Here is a 16,295-nt window from a genome sequence, read left to right as displayed (position 1 = left end):
TCCGGCTAACGCATTGATTGTAGCGAAACTGACGCTGAATGTTAGCCCTTTACTAATACTTTATTTTCTTGTTTGACCTCTTCCATCACCACGTAGGTGCGCGATTCATCCACCCCCGGCATCATCAATAAGGTTTCGCCGAGCAGTTTGCGATAAGCTCGCATGTCCGGTACCCGCGCCTTGATCAAAAAGTCAAAATCACCGGCGACTAAGTGGCATTCCAGGATTTCGTCGGTTTTACGAGCCGCTTCGCTGAATTCAGCAAAGGCATCGGCAGAAGTACGGGTTAAGGTGATTTCGACAAACACCATCAGGTTGGCGCCCAGTTTGGCGGGGTTGATTTTGGCGTGATAACTTTCGATAACGCCCTCTCGTTCCAGCTTGCGAACCCGCTCCAGACAAGCGGTTGCGCTCAGGCCTACGCGTTTGGCCAGCGCCACATTGGAGATGCGGCCATCGTCCTGCAAAATTCGTAAGATCTTCCGGTCGATTCTGTCAATAGTGATTTCTGCGGGTTCTTCGGCAATAAACATAATTTTATTCTGCTAATGGCTTTATATGTATCACTTTATACTAAAAAGGCACCTAAAAAAAGTACGTCATACACTGCCTTTTGCGTCTATAATTTGCCGCAAATTTTGATGTTCTAACCACTAACAATTTAGAGGCTGTGAAATGCTGATTGGTGTACCTAAGGAAATTAAAAACCACGAGTATCGTATTGGCTTAACCCCTGCGGCAGTGCGCGAATACGTAGAAAATGGTCACGACGTTATTATCGAAAATAACGGTGGTGCGGCGATTGGTTTTACCAACGACCAATACATTGAAGCCGGCGCAAGCATTGTTGATACGCCGGAAGAAATCTTCGCCCGCGCTGACATGATCGTGAAAGTGAAAGAACCACAGCCAAACGAATGCAAAATGCTGCGCGAAGGCCAAATCCTTTACACCTTCCTACACTTGGCACCGGACCCAACGCAAACCGAACTGCTGGGTAAATCGGGTTGTACCGCGATTGCTTACGAAACCGTTACCGACAACCGCAATGGCTTGCCGTTGTTGGCTCCGATGAGTGAAGTGGCCGGTCGTATGTCGATTCAGGCGGGCGCGCACTACCTGGAAAAAGCTCACGGCGGCAGCGGCACCCTGTTAGGTGGCGTACCGGGCGTAGCACCGGGCAAAGTATTGATCATCGGTGGCGGTGTCGTCGGTACCAACGCCGCGAAAATGGCGATTGGTCTGGGTGCAGAAGTTACGATTCTGGATCGTTCATTGCCGCGTCTGCGCGAGCTGGACGATATCTTTGCCGGCCGTGTACAAACGGTTTACTCAACCGTTGATGCCATCGACAAATACTCACGCGAAGCCGATTTAGTGGTTGGTGCGGTACTGATCCCAGGTGCGGCAGCGCCGAAATTGCTGACTCGCGAGAACATCAAAAACATGAAGCCAGGCTCAGTGCTGGTAGACGTTGCTATCGACCAGGGCGGCTGTTTTGAAACATCTAAAGCCACCACCCACCAAGACCCTGTGTACGTTATCGACGACGTGGTTCACTACTGCGTTGCTAACATGCCAGGTGGTGTTGCACGTACCTCAACCATCGCCCTGAACAACGCGACACTGCCATACGGCATCGCGCTGGCGAACAAAGGCGTTAAAGCCATGCTGGAAAACGAGCACCTGCTGCGCGGTCTGAACATGCACAAAGGCAAGATCACTTACAAAGCCGTGCACGACGACCTTGGCGAGCAACTCGGCCTGGATTACCAGGACCCGCGTGAAGCCCTGCAAGGCTAAGCAAAGGCCGGTCGTAATCAGTTGTTTTAAAGCCCCGCTTTGCCGGGGCTTTTTTGTTGTAGCGTATTAAATCAACTGGCGGCCTGTTTCAGCACAATAAGCTGCTGAATGACGTTATCCAGGTTAGTCGGCGGGCGCTTAGGCTGATACGCGAGAATGTACTCAACCAGCCCTTTTCGTTCCAGCACAGGCACACTTGGCGGAGAACTTAGCTTAACCCGGGCGTTGCGGTGGGAGAAAAATACAACACCTTCAAGCCAGGTCGAGGCTTTTTTGCCTTTTAGGTAGGTCGACAGCACATGCACCTGCTTTTTCAGCTGTTTGATGGGGTTGCGCACTTCAGCCGTATAACGACCTCCCTTCTGCCCCACTTTGTGAGCTGTCCAGTTGGGGGCCTGTTCATCCCCCGTTACTTTCGAATTATTATTTTTGACCTCAATAACAAACACACCATTAGGCCCAACCACAACCAGATCCAGCTCGGTGTAGCCGCGTTTTGTTTTCGCGTTAGGGACGTCAACCTGATTAAATAACACATAGTCGTCAGGTAGCTTATCCAGTTGTTTTAACGTCTTCAGTTCGCCACTGGCACCGGCTTGTTTTGTGGCCGCCGCGCCAATAACGATGATTGCGTATGCAAACGCAAAAAACCACCATAGTTGTGGCAGGGAAAACATCAGCACAGCAGCGATCGGAGCGCCAATGATAGCGACCCATTTGCGGGTCTGGTTTACTTCTTGGGAGAGACGGTTTTTTGTAATGTATTGAGTATCGGCCATGAACTGCTACTGAGTTTTTATTATTAACATACGGTTATTAAACCATTTTACCGTGTTAACGTCAGCTGTAATTGACGGCGGCGGTTCGCTCTTTATCAATAACGGTCGATTACGATGCCGTGGGCTTTTTTCTTTTTTGTCTTGTTCCACAAGCTTGCAAACCCTACAATCAATCCCCATACATCACTTATCTTATCGCTAAAGAATACAAGAAGTCAGGAGTTATCGATGGCAGACGCCAAACATTGCAAGTTATTGATTTTAGGTTCGGGCCCCGCTGGTTACACGGCCGCGGTTTATGCCGCGCGCGCTAACCTGGACCCGGTCATGGTAACCGGTATGCAACAAGGCGGTCAGTTGACCACCACCACGGACGTGGAAAACTGGCCGGGCGATGCTGAAGGGCTGACCGGTCCGGATTTGATGGTGCGGATGCAGAAACACGCGGAGCGTTTTAACACCGAAATCGTGTTTGATCACATCAACTCGGTGGATTTCTCTAAGCGTCCGTTTCAACTGAAAGGCGATGTTGGTGAATACACGGCCGATGCGGTGATCATCAGCACCGGAGCCTCAGCCAAGTACCTTGGCCTGGAATCTGAAGAAGCCTTTATGGGTAAAGGCGTTTCTGCCTGTGCGACCTGCGATGGCTTTTTCTACAAAAACCAGAAAGTTTGTGTCGTTGGTGGCGGTAACACCGCCGTTGAAGAAGCGCTGTATCTGTCGAACATCGCCAGCGAAGTGCACGTGATTCACCGCCGTGAAACCTTCCGTGCGGAGAAAATTCTGGTTGACCGTCTGCGTGACAAGGCAGAGAACGGCAATGTCACCTTCCATCTGAACAAAACCCTGGATGAAGTGCTGGGTGACGAAATGGGTGTCACTGGTGTGCGCATTAAGGACACTCAAGACGGCAGCACCAGCGAGCTGGACGTTGCCGGCTGCTTCATCGCCATCGGCCACCAGCCGAACACCGGCATTTTTGACGGTCAGTTGGAAATGAACAACGGCTACATCGTGGTACAGAGTGGCCTTGAAGGTAACGCCACCGCCACCAGCGTACCGGGTGTGTTCGCCGCCGGTGACGTGATGGACCATATTTATCGTCAGGCGATTACCTCAGCGGGCAGCGGCTGTATGGCGGCGCTGGATGCTGAGCGTTATCTGGATGCCCTGACCAAAAACTGAGGTGAGTGAGCGTAGATGAGTTTAACGACGGTTATACCCTTATGATTGTCCAGCTCAGCCAGCGCTCAATCAGCTTCCCTCCCCCGGCAACCGCACTGTATGAGCCGAACGGCCTGCTTGCGGTTGGCGGTGATTTGTCGCCGGAGCGGCTGATGCACGCGTACCGGCATGGGATCTTTCCGTGGTTTGGCAACGACGATCCGATTTTATGGTGGTCACCCAACCCGCGGGCGGTGTTTTACCCTGAGCAGATCCACATTTCACGCAGCCTGCAGAAGTCCTGGCGCAAGTTCCCCTGGCAAATCAGTATTAATCGCTGCTTCGACGCCGTTATCGAGCAATGTGCGGCCAAGCGTCGTGATCAGGAAGGCACCTGGATCACCGACGAGATGCAGGCGGCCTACCGGCAGCTGCATGAGCTGGGTCATGCCCACTCGGTGGAGGTCTGGTGCGAGGAGCAACTGGTTGGCGGCCTTTACGGCATTTCGGTCGGCCTCGCTTTTTGCGGCGAAAGTATGTTCCACAGCCAAACCGATGCCTCTAAAATTGCGCTGGCGGTGTTTGCCCGTCAGTTTGCCGAACACGGCGGTACCCTGATTGACTGCCAGGTCGGTAATCCACATTTAACCTCACTGGGCGCGCAAAATCTCAGCCGTGATGGCTTTTTACGGCGTTTGCACGATGCCCAGAACGGCAGTCTGCCGCGTTCCTTTTGGGCGCCGCGGTTACTCAGCGAGGCCCGTTTATGACGCTACAGTTTGGTGTTACCCGCGAGTCTCAGTGTGGCTATCTGGACGAACAGCAAGAACGTCTGCTGGTAGCGGTTACCGACGGCAATCCACCGATGAGTGCGGCCTTGTACGAGCATCTGTTGAGCCACGGCTTCCGCCGCTCGCACAATGATGTCTACCGCCCCTATTGCCGTTTTTGTCAGGCCTGTGAATCGTTGCGGGTGTTGGCGGATGAATTTGCACCCAGTCGTAATCAGCGTCGGGTGATCAACAAAAACCGTGACCTGACCCGTAAGCTGGTGACCGAGCCGGGCGAGGACTATGCCGCACTGTTTTGCGACTTTATTGAACAACGCCATAAAGACGGTGCTATGTACCCACCCGATCCAGACAGTTTCTGGCAATGGTGTGCGTGCGACTGGATGCAGACGCAGTTTGTCGAATGGCGCGACCGCGATGATCAACTGGTGATGGTGTCGGTCATCGATAACCTGCCCAACGCCTTGTCGGCGATGTACACCTTTTTTGACGCTACGCTGGCAAAGCGCTCGTTGGGCACTTATTCGATTCTGCAGTTGATCGAGCTGTGTCAGCAGCAGAATAAAGCGTATTTGTACCTGGGTTACCAGATTGATGCCTGTAATAAGATGAATTACAAAGCCCGATTTACGCCAAATGAACGTCTAATTGGCAATCAGTGGAAAAAAGCGGTAAAATCGCCGACACTTTAGTTTAAACCGTGCGACAAATCGCACATCAACGATAGAAATCAGAGGATATTAATGGCGAAAGAAGACAGCATTGAAATGCAGGGAACCGTTTTGGAAACTCTGCCCAATACAATGTTCCGTGTCGAATTAGAAAACGGACACGTCGTTACGGCACACATCTCTGGCAAGATGCGTAAGCACTACATTCGCATTTTAACCGGCGATACCGTGACCGTTCAGCTCACCCCTTATGACTTGAGCAAAGGACGCATTGTCTTCCGCGCCCGTTAATCTGAGTTTTAAAAGAACCATAAAAAAAGCTGCATCACCTGAGTGACGCAGCTTTTTTATTATCCGCTGCGGTTAGCCTTCGACGGTTTCGTTACTGCTGTCGTAATCAAACTTCAGCTGGTCGTCGGCACCGATAGTGACTTTGACACTGCCACCGCGGGTTAACTGCCCGAACAGGATCTCGTTGGCTAGGGTTTTCTTGATGTTTTCCTGGATCACGCGACCCATTGGGCGCGCTCCCATCGCTTTGTCGTACCCTTTCTTAGCCAGCCAGTCGACGGCGGCTTGGTCGACTTCCAGCGATACGCCTTTGCGATCCAACTGCGCCTGCAGTTCGGTGATGAACTTATCGACCACTTGTTTGATCACTTCTTCGTTCAAGTGATTGAACCAGACGATACCGTCTAAGCGGTTACGGAACTCCGGCGTGAAGGTGCGGTTGATTTCCGCCATCGCGTCGTGGCTGTGATCCTGCTGTTTAAAGCCGATGGATTTGCGCACGGTTTCACGCACACCGGCGTTGGTGGTCATGACAATGATGACGTTGCGGAAATCGGCTTTGCGACCGTTGTTGTCGGTCAGTGTGCCGTTATCCATAACCTGCAACAGGATGTTAAACACGTCCGGATGCGCTTTTTCAATTTCGTCCAGCAGCAACACACAATGCGGTTGTTTGATCACTGCATCGGTGAGCAAGCCACCCTGATCGAAGCCGACGTAACCGGGCGGTGCACCAATCAGGCGGCTAACCGCATGACGCTCCATGTATTCGGACATATCAAAGCGTACCAGCTCGATGCCCATGGCTTTGGCCAACTGCTGGGTGACTTCGGTTTTGCCCACCCCGGTGGGGCCGGCAAACAGGAACGAGCCGATTGGCTGATGTTCGTTGCCCAGGCCGGAACGCGACAGACGAATGGCGGCGGTCAGTTTATCAATCGCCTCATCCTGCCCGAACACCACCATTTTCAGGTTGCGGTCAAGCTGCTTGAGCACGTCCTGATCGGTCCGCGAGACCGACTGTTCAGGGATCCGTGCGATCTTGGCGATGATGCTCTCGATGTCCTGTACGCCCACGGTTTTACGCCGCTTGGACGGCGGTAACAAGCGCTGTGAAGCGCCGGCTTCGTCCATCACGTCAATGGCCTTGTCCGGCAGGTGACGTTCGTTGATGTACTTGGCCGATAACTCCGCCGCCGCTTTAATGGCCGGCTGGGTATAGCGAATACCGTGGTGGCTTTCGTAGCGATCTTTCAGCCCCATCAGAATTTTGGTGGTGTCTTCGACCGATGGCTCAGCCACGTCAATCTTCTGGAAGCGACGCACCAACGCGCGGTCTTTTTCGAACACGTTTTTAAATTCGTTGTAGGTGGTAGAACCAATACACTTCAGCTGACCGCTGGACAACAACGGCTTCAGCAGGTTGGAGGCGTCTAATACGCCGCCACTGGCCGCACCGGCGCCAATGATGGTATGAATTTCATCAATGAAGAGGATGGCGTTTTCTTTTTCGCTCAGCTCTTTCAGCAATTGCTTAAAGCGCTTCTCAAAATCACCCCGGTACTTGGTGCCTGCCAGCAGGCCACCCATGTCCAGTGAATAGATAACCGCATCGGCCAGAATGTCCGGCACTTCTTTATTTACGATGCGATAAGCCAAACCCTCAGCGATCGCGGTTTTACCGACACCGGCCTCACCGACCAGCAACGGGTTGTTTTTACGGCGACGACAGAGGATCTGCGCGCAGCGCTCAAGCTCGGCATCACGACCAATTAACGGGTCGATTTTGCCCTCTTTCGCCTGCACGTTCAGATTGGTGCAAAAACGTTTCAGATGGCTTTGCTGTTCTTCCTGAACTTCGGCCGCCTCTTCTTCGTCCATGCGTTCTTCGCCCGGCTCCTGATCCTGCATTCGCGAGATGCCGTGCGAGATAAAATTAACAATATCCAGACGGGTGATGTCGTGTTTGTTCAACAGGTAAACCGCCTGCGACTCCTGTTCGCTAAAGATAGCCACCAGCACGTTAGCGCCGGTTACTTCAGCGTTACCCGAGGACTGTACGTGAAACACGGCGCGCTGCAGCACGCGCTGGAAACCCAGCGTCGGCTGTGTATCCGATGCTTCGTCGTCGGCTTCGAAACTGGGTGTACTGCGGTCAATATAAGACAACAGTTCATCCTTTAACTGTTCGAAGTCGGTCCCGCACGCGCGTAAAACCTCGGCTGCATCGGGGTTATCCAGCAGTGCGACTAACAGGTGCTCGACCGTCATTAACTCGTGATGACGCTCACGCGCTAAACGAAACGCGTCGTTTAACGTCAGTTCAAGGGCTTTGTTCAACATATACCACTCCTTACCGCCATGCTGGCTACTTGCTGCGACCCGTTATTGCTACGAGCAATCATTCCTGCTCCATGGTACAAAGCAACGGATGCTGGTTCTCACGAGCATATTGGTTGACCTGTACAACTTTGGTTTCTGCAATTTCTGCCGAGTAAACTCCACAAACTGCTTTTCCTTTATAGTGCACCTGCAACATAGTGTCAGTAGCACGCTCTTGATTCATCTTAAAAAATTTCATCAACACTTCAATGACAAAATCCATTGGCGTGTAATCGTCATTATTCAGTATGACCTTGTACATCGACGGAGGTTTCAGCTCCTGCTTTTCTTTCTCTTCTAAATCATGAAGATGTTGATGATCAGACTGACTCATTGGTTAACAACCTATTATCACTATAGTGTATTTGTTAATGGGTTTTCGGAATTTTTTTCGAAAATGATTAACAAAAATGTTGATTTTTTCACCGCAAATGCTTGACTATTGCACTGCGTTTTCTAGAGTAAAACATGGTGTTGTCGATGGCTCTTTTCAAGAGCACCCGTTCAACGCTCAACATAATAATAAACATTCTCTGTTGCAAAAGAAGGAAGTAGATGTATGGCTACCGGAAAAGTCAAATGGTTTAACAACTCAAAAGGCTTCGGCTTTATCGAGGCGGAAGACCGTGATGGTGACATTTTCGCTCACTATTCAACCATCGAAATGGAAGGCTACCGCACCCTCAAAGCTGGCCAGACCGTTGAGTTTGAACTGGAAGAAGGTCCTAAAGGACTGCACGCTTCCAATATTGTTCCGGGAAACACTGATAAATAGTGTTTACACCTAAAACTCTCTAATTTCAAAACGCCGGTCAAGTACCGGCGTTTTATTTTCCTTCCTTAACTATCAATACCGAAATAACGTCTTAATTGATCACGAAGATTAGGCGGCGTTCCGTGAATCGTCAATGTGTCGGTCGCGGCATCGTATTGAATCCGCTCGCCCAATTGCGTGTGGTCAAAGCCCACACTGACACCACCGCCCTGCCCCTGGAACTTAACCAGCTTGCGCAGGGTTGCTTTGTCGGCCGGGAACTCCTCCGGTAATTCGGCTTCGCGCTGCTGGGTATACTCACGGCTGAAATCTTCGAACGAACGCTCACTTGGCTGTGCCTGGGCAAAATGTTCGGAAAGATCTTTCACCCGCACGTCTTCGCCCTGCTTCCACTGCTGGTCGCAATACTCGTAGGCAACCGCGTTTAACGACTGCCGTTGCTGTGGCTCCAGCTCAGCCGATTTGCCGTACTCGTTGACCGCTTCGATTAACGTCTGAGTCTGCGATTTTGCGTTCAAACGCTCGGTACAGCCCAAAAAGTCGAGGAAGAAGTCGGACACTTTACGACCGGCGCGGCCTTTAATAAACGAGATGTAACGCTCGCTGTCGGCTTCGGTTTCCCAGTCGGTCAGATTAATCCGTGCCGCCAGTTGCACTTTGCTGATGTCCAACTGCGACGATTTATTAACCGCCAGATTGGGGTTAATCGACACCCCTTCCTTCACCGGCAAAAACGCCACCAGCAGGTAATCCGTGCTGAGGTGCTGATAACGTGTGATCAGTAAAAAGCCCGCTTCCAGCATATTGTGGTTTTGCAGCTGTTCAAGCAGCAACTTAGCCGCCTGCTGGCTGAAATCGACAAATTGCAGTTGGTCGGTATGCCATTGTTTCAGCACGTCCGGGAACGGACCCCGTTCGCCGTCGTCCTGCTCGGTTATAAAGCTGGCGTAACCTTTGGCGGGTTTATTGGTGTAGACCTGGGTCAGCTCTTCCAGCAATTCGTGTAATTGCTCGTCCTCGGCCAGGGCCTCAGGCGCCAACCGCAGACCGACCTGATCGTCGTGACTGTAAAACTGATGAATAATGCTGTTTTCAATACGCAGTTGCATATACGGGACTATCCTTGCAAAATCCGTGTGTTAGACTAATTGCTAATAGTGTACCACGGGACATAACCAGAATGGGAAAACACCAACGCAGGGATAAAATTGCCCGCCTGATCAGCTGGGGGCATTGGTTTACTTTTATCAACATTCTTCTGTGTCTGGCGTTGGGTGCGTTGTATATCGAAACCTCACCGACGTCGCCTTCGGCGCTGGCCACGTTATACGGCATTTTAAACTGGGTTGGTCACTTTGCCTTTCTGCCGTTCGTGTTTTTCATCATTCTGATTTTTCCACTCTGTTTATTGGTCCCCTACTCCCGTATTTTGCGTGGCTGGTCGGCTTTAATTGGCTCGCTGGGTATCGTCGCATTAGCCGCTGACCTGTTGTTTTATCGCCAGTACGGTTACCACCTGAACAGCTACTCACTGGCGCAAATGGCAAAAGACGCCGAAACCGTGTTCGCCGGTGCCAGCTTTTTGATCATCCTTGGCGTGCTGCTGGGCTTTTTGGTGCTGCTGGGGTTTGAATTACTGATCGCCAATTACACCTGGAAGCACTTGCAGGACTTGCAACGGCGCCGCATTGGTGCGCCCGCCACCAGTGTTTTTGTGTTTTGCTTTTTTGCCAGCCACCTTATTCACGTATGGGCGGACGCCGAGCTTTATGAGCCGATTACGCAGCAGGATGACATGTTCCCGCTGTCCTACCCGACCACCGCCAAGACCCTGATGGCCAAGCACGGTTTTATTGATGTTGAAAGCTACCAGGCGCAGCAACAAATGCTGATGGCAGCCAATAACATCAAGTTACGCTACCCGCAAAACGACTTGTTGTGCACCAAACAAAACACCGATCAAGCCATTACCGTGTTCGTGTTTGACCGTTTATCCGCTGAGCAGCAGGTGCGCTTAACCGAACTTGCCGGTGCGGCGCAACTACAGCCTGTTGAGGCCCGTTTGCTCGGTCATCCGAGCCGTGAAGGCGGGCTGTTTCAGTTTCTTTATGGGCTACCCGATTTTTATCAGGACACCATTGAGCAGCAGAACATTGCGCCGGCGTATTTAAAGCCGTTGGATGATTTTGGTGTGCAGGTTAACTGGCTGGCCAGTGAACACTGGGGCAACGAACTGACCCTGACCCGTTACAGTGAGCAGTGGCTGACGGAACCTTTAGGCAGCTTCGCGCCAAAAGCCCGTAATCAGATAAATGTGGTGTTTCTCAGTGCGGATGATTTGGCCGCGTTACCGGGACTGCTTGAACGCAGCGCCCGCCATAAAATTATGGTGACTGCACTGGCTCCGGCCGGTTCCGAATCGCTGCTGGGACAAGAACAGTTTATGCCGAAGAACATGGCAGTGCCGCTGTTTGAACGCGGTTTTGATATTCCTGCCCAGCCCGTTGCCGGGTTAATGGATATTATGCCAACAGTGCTGGGCGACCTGATGTCCTGCGCCGGTGGTACTAAGAATTTCAGTAACGGCGAGAACCTCACCGCCGATGGCGAGCGCTGGCCACTGATCGAAACCTACAGTCCGTACATCGTGATTTATGACGCCAATGAAATCACCATTCTGGATAACACCGGTCAGTTCAGTGTTTACGATTTCGACAGTTTCGAGCTGAAAAAAGGTGCGGAGCCACCGGTTCCGGTACTGATCGATGCGCTGAAGGATTTAAAACGCTTCAGCCGTGACGATCGCAGCAGCAACGATGGCCAGTGAGCAAAAAAAGAGCATTCGCACCGCCGACCCCGCATTAGCCCTTGCTAATTGCGCGTAAATCCGTAACATATCGCTCCACGGTCGGCGTGTAGCGCAGCCTGGTAGCGCACTGTCATGGGGTGTCAGGGGTCGGAGGTTCAAATCCTCTCACGCCGACCAATTCTTCTCTCTTGCACCTTCTCTTTCTCGTCCGAACAAAACTCTGTTAACATCAATGATTCGTTATCCCGTTAAAAGAGTTGCGATGAAAACGATCGGTATTATTGGTGGTATGAGTTGGGAATCCACGCTCAGCTATTATCGTCTGATTAATCAAAAAGTTAACGCTAAACTTGGTGGGTTACACTCCGCCAAAATCCTGTTAAACAGCATCGATTTTGCGGACATAGAACCCCTACAACGTCAGGGCGACTGGCAACAAGCCGGGCATTTGCTTGCGAATGCCGCGCGTGCGCTGGAGTCTGCCGGGGCGGACGGCGTGTTAATCGCAACCAATACCATGCATAAAGTCGCGCCTGCCGTCGCCGATGCGATAACTGTTCCCGTATTGCATATTGTCGATGCAACCGCCGCGGCCATCCGTCAGCGCGGTATTCGCAAGGTTGGCTTGCTCGGCACTCGCTTTACCATGGAAGAAGACTTTTATCGTCATCGTCTCGAGCAGCAGGAACTTGATGTGCTAACACCCGCGACGGACGTGCGTCAGCAGGTGCACGATATTATTTTTAACGAGTTATGCCACGGCATTACATCGGAACCCTCAAAGCAGGTCTATCTTGAAGCCATTGAGGCGCTGGCTGAGCGCGGTGCTGAAGCCGTTATTCTTGGTTGCACCGAGATTGGCTTACTGGTCTCGCAAAACGATAGCCGTTTACCCTTATTTGATACTACCGAAGTTCACGCCGAAGCGGCGGTAAAATGGGCGCTTGAGGGATAACATCACCCCGCACTGCCAGCGCCCTTAAACCATTACACAGCATTTACACCCCACTCGGGAATTTTTGCGCCGACTTATGTCTAACCAAAAACTTGCGTCCTCGCGCGGGCGCTGATAAGTTATCGCGCCTTCAGCGCTCAGTCTCGGTTGATAAAGGAAGTTATGGTTAATAAACAATCTGTTGTAGTTTATTTGTGCGGAGACGACCGCTGATATGATGGGCGTAAAACGCTGGCAGGTTTTCGCGGCTGCCCTCGCCATCATCGCGTTATCGCTGGGACTCAGCTCAGGCGGCGACGACAGTTCCGCCGATGTGCACGTCCCGCAACCACTGGTCCCTTTTGATTCTGCCTGGGTGCAGAGCGACGCCGACAATTACCGAACGCCGGTGGATGTTATCGGTGAACCGCAGTTGGTCTACGTCGCCCCCGGCCAAACCTTAACCTCTCTGCTGGTGCAAGAGGGTATTTCCGCCCAACAAATCGCGCTGCTGGCAATGGCCGCCAGACCCGTCATCAACCTCGGCCGACTGCAAATCGGCACCCCTATCGAAATCACTTATATCGCGCCCGGCCAACCGCGTGTCCGCCTGGCACGAGAGTACGGCGAAGTGGTGGAGGCCATCTATTCAGACAGTGGCTGGACCATCAAGAAACATCAGTTGCCAACCCGCTCGACGACCGAGGAAACCGCTGTGACCATCGAGCGCAGCCTTTATCAGGACGCGGTCGAGAACGGTTTGCCGGTGAGCATGGTCAACAGCTCGATTATGGCGCTCTCCCACTTTGTCGATTTCCAGCGACAAATTCAGCCAGGTGACATTTTTGAGGCACGCTACGAACGTTATCAGGTGGTTCGTGACAAACAACTGTTTGCGCACCTGGCTCACCCACTACGCCTGACGTATCTGCGCTTTACCAATGATGGTGAGGACTATCGGTTGTACCGCTTCGACGGCACCTTTTATTTTGACGATGGCCGCGTCGCTCAGAGTTTCCTGCTGAAAACACCGCTGAACGGGGCGCGCTTGTCATCTCATTACGGTAACCGTTATCACCCGGTACTGGGGTATAACCGTTTGCATAAGGGCATCGATTTCAGTGCCCCGGTGGGGACGCCGATCATGGCCGCTGGCCGTGGAACCATCAAGCATGCGGGCCGTAAAGGCAGTTTTGGTAATGCCGTTATTATCGAGCACGCTGACGGTTACGAAACGCTGTACGCGCATTTGAATGGCTTTGCGGATGGCCTGTCTGAAGGCGATCGGGTCAATCAGGGCGATGTCATCGGCTATTTAGGCAACACCGGCTTGTCGGCAGGACGTCATTTGCACTACGAAGTGCACCGTTATGGCCGCAGCATTAACCCACTCAGTATCAAAGCGCCCTCCAACCGGCGCTTAGAAGGGGCTGAGTTGGCCCGCTTTAAACGCTATTTGGCACAATTACGGCAGGATGGCAGTGAGCTTGAAGGGCTGGCACCGTAACGGCGCCATGCCCTATTGATTGATTACTGAACCTTGGGTAACGGAGTCTGTTCGCTGATTGCCAGTGACGGGTATTGTTCAATCAGCTGCTGATAACGTTCCGGAAACCGCAGCTTTATCACCGCCATTCGGCTTTGATGAAAGCGGGTAATCTCCGGGTTTGTTGCCATCAGCGCGTCGATCATCTGATTGATGCGCTCGAATTCATAGTCGCTGCCGGCGTGACGCAATGCCAGCAGCATGGGGTCAGCCCCTTGTTCGTCGCCTTTGTACGGCACCCCCTGATCCAGCAACCATGTGGTTAGCTGCAGGTCTTTTTCATTAACGGCATAATACAACAGGGTTTTGCCGCGATTGTCCGTGGCCGCAATATCGTAGCCCACGTCATTCAGCGTTTTTATCGTGTCGAGATTCATATCGAATCGTTTAAGCTGATGATGTTGCAGTGGCTGCGGCAGCAAGTCGGTTTGCTGTAACTGTTGATAGTACGCGACATCGGCTAACATGATTTGGCCAACCAGATACCACCGTTCGGCGTCCGTCAGTGATTGTTGCTGCAGGTGCGTCAGCACCCTTTCAATGTCACCATCAACCAAAGGCTGTATGACCTCATTAATCACTTCTGTTCTTTTCATCCGCTGCGCATTGTTCTGATGAATCTGGCGGTACAAGTCCACAGCAAACGGCGAAATGTCGGCCAGATCGGCGATGATCGCACTCGGTGAGTCTCCGTAACGTGCTACCACTTCTTCCATCACGTCATAGCGGCTTTGCGGTTGCCATTGCTGCACTATCGCCTCGACCGTCTGTTGACATGCTGAGCGAGTTTCGGCCACATCAGCAATGTCGAGTTGCTCTTCCAAATAGGCATCCCGTTCGCTGACTAAGTCCTGGTAAAGACGTCCATGGGTTTCCGTGGTCAGCGTTTGGCGTGGTCTGATGGTGAGCAGATTAACGTTAAACTGCTGTCTGAGGTTTTCGATCTCATCTTCATCAAATCGATAAAAGCGACGCGGAAAGTGACCCATCACAGATTCTGCCGACTGTTCAGAAAACCGCGCGCGGGCGCCAAGGGTAATCAGTCGATTGATGATTTCTGCCCGTTGCTCGTGTTTCTCGCAGCAATTCATGAGTCCGCTCAGCGCCCACTCCATGGTTGAACCGAGGTAAGCGTCGTGTGTGGGCGTTAATCCTGCATCCAGCAGACGGTTAAACACCTTTGAGCGCCCGGCCATTGCGGCAAAATCCAGCAATGACAGGGCTTCTTCGAGGTACTCATAGCCGACGGTGGCGCTGGCGTCCGGCAGGCCATCAATCAGCAGGATAATATCGTCATCACTGAGCTCAGACTCGGCGATCACATAAGCGACATCATCAACGCTGATCTCGCCGCTGTCGGCAATTTGTTGTTGTTCTGCTAACGGCAGGTCGGCGAAGCCTTCCAGCAGACCACTGGGAACTTTGCGCTGCACGCTCAAGCCTTTGGCGGCGGCACCCGGCATATGCTCCTCGAGTTTTTCTGCCAGCATCGCATTGATTTTCGTCACTTCGGCGTTTTTTCTCAATTGCTTAGCCCGGAACATGGCGGCGAAGTTAGAGTTTCTGAACGCGTCAATGGCGACGGTGATTTCGTCGACTGAGTAACCCTCATCGAGATAATCCGAGAAATTACCGACCGACTCACGAATCCATTGCTGCTGACCTTGGCGCAATTGGAAAAACGTTTGTTGGCACTGGGCAAAATTGGAAGTATCGACCTTGAGCTTGGTTTGCGGCTTTGCGTCATCAAGCGCCGCCGGGGCGTTTGCCGGCGACTGTTTATCGTGCGCTGAGGCTGAGAGCCGAGCTTCTGGCTGCAGCGGCTCCTTGTCCAGATACAACCACAGAGCCACCAGCAATAGCGCGGCAATAAGGACGGTTATAACGACCTTTTTTGTTATTTTTATCATACATCCCTGTTAGTTATTCACTTAAAGTGTCCTACTTAAGCACCCTTAAGCGGAAACTTCAAGGCGTCGTCTACCGCCTGTGGCAGCAACGGAAACGCGTATTGCCGGTATGCACTGGCATTCAGCGCTTTGCTGGCGAACAAGTAAGCCGGGATGATCAACAGTGGTGCCGGCACCGAGCCCCACTCCGGCAATACGATGGCGGCAAAAATAACGGCTAACAGCGCACTTTGACGCAACAGTACGGAACCTTTGAAATAGATTTTCGCGCGTAACTTAGCAATGGCGATAGCGCGTCGTGCGGTAGCGCCGTCGACCTCGGCCAGCGCCGGCTGCTGGCGCCAGCCGACAATATCGAAAAGAGGTTTTTTAAACAACGTAAACACCTTAACTTAATGTTGGAACAGCAAACTCAACAGACGTCAGTTTACCACAAA

16 protein-coding genes and 1 tRNA gene are annotated in these 16,295 nt (G+C 52.2%); 10 read left to right on the top strand and 7 right to left on the bottom strand.

Annotated features, from left to right (window positions below; genetic code table 11):
• Positions 1–41: 41 nt before the first annotated feature.
• A complete protein-coding gene (gene lrp, locus C5610_RS05515) occupies positions 42–533 on the bottom strand; it encodes a leucine-responsive transcriptional regulator Lrp (protein ID WP_105306297.1) in 492 nt (163 codons plus the stop codon).
• A gap of 142 nt (positions 534–675) precedes the next feature.
• On the opposite strand from lrp, the gene ald reads away from it, so the two are divergent.
• On the top strand, positions 676–1,803 hold the full coding sequence (gene ald / locus C5610_RS05510) for an alanine dehydrogenase (RefSeq protein WP_105306296.1): 1,128 nt from the start codon (positions 676–678) through the stop codon (positions 1,801–1,803).
• 71 nt (positions 1,804–1,874) lie between these two features.
• Here the strand turns inward: ald and C5610_RS05505 are convergent, their stop codons facing one another.
• Positions 1,875–2,582 (bottom strand): nuclease-related domain-containing protein, encoded by a 708-nt coding sequence (locus C5610_RS05505; RefSeq protein ID WP_105306295.1) that lies wholly within the window; start codon positions 2,580–2,582, stop codon positions 1,875–1,877.
• 228 nt (positions 2,583–2,810) lie between these two features.
• On the opposite strand from C5610_RS05505, the gene trxB reads away from it, so the two are divergent.
• Genes trxB through infA form a run of 4 tightly spaced genes read left to right on the top strand, consistent with a single transcriptional unit; the run spans position 2,811 to position 5,502 of the window.
• A complete protein-coding gene (trxB, locus tag C5610_RS05500) occupies positions 2,811–3,770 on the top strand; it encodes a thioredoxin-disulfide reductase (protein ID WP_105306294.1) in 960 nt (319 codons plus the stop codon).
• A 41-nt stretch (positions 3,771–3,811) separates the two neighbouring features.
• Entirely contained in the window at positions 3,812–4,519 is a 708-nt protein-coding gene (gene aat / locus C5610_RS05495) for a leucyl/phenylalanyl-tRNA--protein transferase (RefSeq protein WP_105306293.1), read from the top strand.
• Positions 4,516–5,232 carry an arginyltransferase gene (locus C5610_RS05490; protein WP_105306292.1) on the top strand — a complete coding sequence of 239 codons (717 nt, stop codon included), beginning with the start codon at positions 4,516–4,518 and terminating at the stop codon, positions 5,230–5,232. The genes aat and C5610_RS05490 overlap by 4 nt, the downstream gene beginning before the upstream one ends.
• 51 nt (positions 5,233–5,283) lie before the next feature.
• Complete coding sequence (gene infA / locus C5610_RS05485) at positions 5,284–5,502, top strand: translation initiation factor IF-1 (protein WP_105306291.1); 219 nt, start codon at positions 5,284–5,286, stop codon at positions 5,500–5,502.
• Positions 5,503–5,574: 72 nt separating this feature from the next.
• On the opposite strand, the gene clpA is transcribed toward infA, so the two are convergent.
• Both clpA and clpS read right to left on the bottom strand, forming a co-directional pair.
• Positions 5,575–7,845, bottom strand: coding sequence for an ATP-dependent Clp protease ATP-binding subunit ClpA (gene clpA / locus C5610_RS05480; protein ID WP_105306290.1), 2,271 nt, complete (start codon positions 7,843–7,845; stop codon positions 5,575–5,577).
• 58 nt (positions 7,846–7,903) lie between these two features.
• On the bottom strand, positions 7,904–8,218 hold the full coding sequence (gene clpS, locus C5610_RS05475) for an ATP-dependent Clp protease adapter ClpS (RefSeq protein WP_105306289.1): 315 nt from the start codon (positions 8,216–8,218) through the stop codon (positions 7,904–7,906).
• Positions 8,219–8,443: 225 nt separating this feature from the next.
• Here clpS and cspD point away from each other — a divergent pair, with 225 nt between their 5' ends.
• Complete coding sequence (gene cspD / locus C5610_RS05470) at positions 8,444–8,659, top strand: cold shock domain-containing protein CspD (protein ID WP_105306288.1); 216 nt, start codon at positions 8,444–8,446, stop codon at positions 8,657–8,659.
• Between the two features lie 65 nt (positions 8,660–8,724).
• On the opposite strand, the gene yejK is transcribed toward cspD, so the two are convergent.
• Complete coding sequence (gene yejK, locus C5610_RS05465; RefSeq protein WP_105306287.1) at positions 8,725–9,768, bottom strand: nucleoid-associated protein YejK; 1,044 nt, start codon at positions 9,766–9,768, stop codon at positions 8,725–8,727.
• Between the two features lie 71 nt (positions 9,769–9,839).
• Between yejK and C5610_RS05460 the strand changes: the two genes are divergently transcribed.
• The 4 genes from C5610_RS05460 to C5610_RS05445 all read left to right on the top strand — a co-directional run bounded on the left by C5610_RS05460 (position 9,840) and on the right by C5610_RS05445 (position 13,909).
• Entirely contained in the window at positions 9,840–11,486 is a 1,647-nt protein-coding gene (locus C5610_RS05460; protein WP_105306286.1) for a DUF3413 domain-containing protein, read from the top strand.
• 82 nt (positions 11,487–11,568) lie between these two features.
• Positions 11,569–11,645: transfer RNA gene (locus tag C5610_RS05455), tRNA-Pro, on the top strand.
• 85 nt (positions 11,646–11,730) lie between these two features.
• Positions 11,731–12,423 (top strand): aspartate/glutamate racemase family protein, encoded by a 693-nt coding sequence (locus tag C5610_RS05450; protein WP_157982894.1) that lies wholly within the window; start codon positions 11,731–11,733, stop codon positions 12,421–12,423.
• Positions 12,424–12,637: 214 nt separating this feature from the next.
• Positions 12,638–13,909 carry a M23 family metallopeptidase gene (locus C5610_RS05445; protein WP_105306284.1) on the top strand — a complete coding sequence of 424 codons (1,272 nt, stop codon included), beginning with the start codon at positions 12,638–12,640 and terminating at the stop codon, positions 13,907–13,909.
• Between the two features lie 23 nt (positions 13,910–13,932).
• On the opposite strand, the gene C5610_RS05440 is transcribed toward C5610_RS05445, so the two are convergent.
• Positions 13,933–15,858, bottom strand: a complete 1,926-nt coding sequence (locus tag C5610_RS05440) for a hypothetical protein (protein ID WP_105306283.1) — start codon at positions 15,856–15,858, stop codon at positions 13,933–13,935.
• Positions 15,859–15,893: 35 nt separating this feature from the next.
• The gene (locus tag C5610_RS05435; RefSeq protein ID WP_126819119.1) at positions 15,894–16,235 is read right to left on the bottom strand and encodes a hypothetical protein; all 342 of its coding nucleotides are present in this window, start codon (positions 16,233–16,235) and stop codon (positions 15,894–15,896) included.
• Positions 16,236–16,295: the final 60 nt, after the last annotated feature.

Origin of the sequence: Idiomarina sp. OT37-5b (genome assembly GCF_002968395.1) — a bacterium.
Lineage (GTDB): Bacteria > Pseudomonadota > Gammaproteobacteria > Enterobacterales > Alteromonadaceae > Idiomarina > Idiomarina aquatica.
Note: the sequence above shows the minus strand (reverse complement) of the source record. Positions and strands in the feature narration are given on the sequence as shown.